1 pseudogene is annotated in these 806 nt (G+C 78.0%); it reads right to left on the bottom strand.

Annotation, left to right across the window (positions count from 1 at the left end):
• Window positions 1-806 (bottom strand): annotated as a pseudogene (locus KS423_RS46495) (ATP-binding protein); the annotation flags it as partial.

Here is an 806-nt window from a genome sequence, read left to right as displayed (position 1 = left end):
GGCGCGGTGGGGCACTCGCCGCCGAGCGCGACGGCGAGCCGCAGCACGGCCTGCGCGGGCTCGCTCAGCCCCTCGGCGAGCCGGACCGCGGGCGAGGCGGTCTCCGCCACCGAGGGCAGCGGGACGGTGCGGCGCAGCTCGTTCTCCCGGATCGCCGGGTCCGGGTCGTGGACGAGATCGTCGACGGCTCCGAAGACGTCCATCCGGTCGTCCTCGGCGGCGACCAGCGCGTCCACCGAGACGTCCCGCTGGCGCAGCAGCGCGGCGGCCTGGACGAAGCGCAGCGGCAGGCCCTCGGACTCGAACCAGAGGTCCACCGCCCAGGCCTTCTCGGCCACGTCCAGCGGCCGCCCGGCCAGCCGGGCGGTGAGGGCGAGGCAGGCGGAGCGGGAGAGTCCGGCCACCAGGTGGTCCTGGAGCCGGGAGCCGGCGGGCAGCGGCGGGCCGTCCGGGGCGGCGGAGATCAGGAAGGCGCAGCCGGGGGCGGCGGCGAGCAGCTGCTCCAGCTCGGCGCCGGAGGGCTCGGCGGCGTCGATCACCACGATCGCGCCGACCTCGGCGAGGTGGGCGGCCAGCTGCCCGGGGTCGGGGCGGTAGCCGGGTGCGTGGTGGGTGGCCGCGAAGAGGTCCTGGAGCAGGTCGGGAACGGTCCGGCGGTGGCCGCAGAGCTGCACCACGCCGCCGGGGGCGAGGTCGGCGGCGGCCTCGGCGACGGCCGACAGCAGCGCGCTGCGGCCCGAGCCGGCCTGGCCGACCAGGCGTATCGAGCGGCCCTCGGCGAGCAGGCCGAGCAGTTCGGCGATGTC

The organism is Streptomyces sp. LS1784, assembly GCF_020103755.1.
In the GTDB taxonomy this organism is placed as follows: domain Bacteria; phylum Actinomycetota; class Actinomycetes; order Streptomycetales; family Streptomycetaceae; genus Kitasatospora.
The sequence above is the reverse complement of the archived record's forward strand: the minus strand, read 5'-3'. Positions and strand labels throughout refer to the sequence as shown.